This window comes from Helicobacter bilis (assembly GCF_900198365.1).
GTDB classification, from domain to species: Bacteria; Campylobacterota; Campylobacteria; order Campylobacterales; family Helicobacteraceae; genus Helicobacter_A; species Helicobacter_A bilis_B.
Genome location: NZ_FZMS01000094.1, coordinates 1 through 2221, shown reverse-complemented (window position 1 = coordinate 2221; position 2221 = coordinate 1). Strand labels below are relative to the sequence as shown.

The window sequence follows — 2221 nt, the reverse complement described above, 5'->3', positions numbered from 1 at the left end:
CAAGTGGGTTAGATTCTGTTGATGATAAAGAGAGTAAAAATACAGGCAAATATGGAAGCATTGCTGAATACAATTTAACTCACATGCAAATGGTAAATGACACAAAAAGACAGGATAAAAGCATACTTGATGGCACGACAGATTGGGCTTTGCATGGCAAATATGATACAGGCTCACAAGTAAATTCAAGGAAAAAATATGAAAAAGGCATACATGCTGGGACTTCTTTATTCTTCGCATTATGCAAGATAATTACTTTAAAATTTTTCCAATATTTCAAAATCATTATGAAATTCTTTAAAGCAGTCATAACTATATTTTTTGCCATTATTTAGAATCTCGCCTTGTTTATTGATACGCAAGGTTGTCTTTTGGTTATCAGTGATTTGATAGGTAGGCAAACTCATATCATCAAATCTGCTTACATCGCTTGAGTGAAAAATATAATAATGGATAATGGATTGCTCTAAATTTTCATTTTCTGCAAAGACAGCTATCCACACATAAAATACGCAATTATCTATGTCATAGCGGATTTTAGGGTGGAAGCTAAAATTACGCACATTTTCCATTATCACGCCTTTATTATAAATAGTTTTGCCCTCACTTGTTTTGACCTGCAAATATTTTGCAATAATATCTAGTTTAGTCTCTTTGCAAAATTCGCATAGATTTGTTACACATTTTGCTTTTTGCCCCTGCCAAGATTCTTGCCTTATAAGCTGATTGCTAAATTTCTCGCACACTTTGCAATAATATTTTGAAATCACAAAGTCAATCCCTTCATCAATATAGCCCCTATGCACTTGCCACCCTAAGCTATGTAGCTTCATTGCTAGTTGCATTTCACCATAAAGCCCTATGACTTGCTTTTTCTTTTCTTCATCTAATTCTGTATTCATAGCTCATACTCCCCTAAATTTTTCTTACCTAAAAATTTATACACACTCTCTTTTAAACTCATATCTCGCTCTATACCTATGCCAATTCTGCCTAGCTCATCTGCTACTTTCACACTTGTGCCAAGCCCCATAAATGGATCCAATACTCGCTCTCCCTTGTAGCTAAACATTTTTATCGCAAATTCTGGAATCTCTTTTGGAAAAGGTGCGGTATGTCCTAGTGTATTTTGCCCTTTAGAATTTATCTTTATCACGGGATTTATTGCCTTTATATCCCTACGCCACGCATAAATGAAGTCCTTATCTATCTCATTGCCACGATTAAACGCTTCATTTTGCGTGAAATAAGTTTTTGCACTAAATCGCTTCCCACGATTTGCCTTGCTTCGCTCAAAGCAGTCAAGATTCTTACACTCCCAGCTTCTAAGCCCCTTTTCTGTATAAGCATTGCCATTGACTTGTAGGCAGCCACACACGGGGCAAGGGTAACGCGTCTCATCACTTCTGTGCTTATGAAAAATCAAAATATGCTCATAGCAATTCATAGGGTATTGATAGTAGGGATAGGGCTTATCGCCATTTTTATGTCTTTGACTTTGCACCTGCCCCTTATCCCAAATAATATCATCTACAAAGCTAAAACCCACCTTTTCAAACAGCATTATAAAATATGCCCCCAAAGGCAGCCGCCTCTTGCCCCAAGTAGAACGCGTGAAAAGGTTATCGTTATCAAAAATATCGCCCACATTAAAGACAAATACGCGGTGATTATCAAGCACCCTATAACACTCACTTAAAATTGCCTCCATATCGCTCATATACGCATTTAAATCGCTCCATTGTGCGTAAGCCCTAGCATTATAATAAGGCGGACTTGTTACCATTGCCCCCACAGATTCACTTTTCATCTGCTTTAAGCCTTGCAGACAATCGCCCCATAAAATCTTTTTAGAATCCCTAGTTTGCAAGAAAGATTCTAAATCTTCATTATGCTTATAGCGTGATTGATAGCACTCTTTGACAAATTCATAATAGCTTTTCTCAAAAGCCCTTACAATCTCTTTGGTATTTTTTAGGGCATATAAGGGCTTAATCCTTGCGTGAAATTCTATAAGCTCACTTTCACTAAAAGTTTGCTTTAAATACTTTTGTGATTTTTGCAAGATGGTATGTAAATAGCTATCATGTAGTGCAATGTCATTGCGTTTGCGTAGTATTTGTGTCAAAGTTTGCCTTTTTGTGTTTATTATATTCTACAAAAAATGGTTAAAAATTTGCTTAATATCGCTTTGTAATATATTACAAAGCGATTAATAACG

3 protein-coding genes are annotated in these 2221 nt (G+C 36.0%); 1 reads left to right on the top strand and 2 read right to left on the bottom strand.

Annotated features, from left to right (window positions below):
• Positions 1-335, top strand: a 335-nt coding sequence (locus C6H08_RS10455) for a hypothetical protein (protein WP_158656871.1), incomplete at its 5' end; no start/stop codon positions are given.
• Here C6H08_RS10455 and C6H08_RS10450 read toward each other — a convergent pair.
• Both C6H08_RS10450 and C6H08_RS10445 read right to left on the bottom strand, forming a co-directional pair.
• Positions 258-902: a hypothetical protein gene (locus tag C6H08_RS10450; protein ID WP_034579555.1), complete on the bottom strand. Its 645-nt coding sequence runs from the start codon at positions 900-902 to the stop codon at positions 258-260. The two genes, C6H08_RS10455 and C6H08_RS10450, sit on opposite strands and share 78 nt — an antisense overlap.
• Positions 899-2128, bottom strand: coding sequence for a DNA-methyltransferase (locus C6H08_RS10445; protein ID WP_034565468.1), 1230 nt, complete (start codon positions 2126-2128; stop codon positions 899-901). Before C6H08_RS10445 ends, C6H08_RS10450 begins: the two co-directional genes overlap by 4 nt.
• Positions 2129-2221: the final 93 nt, after the last annotated feature.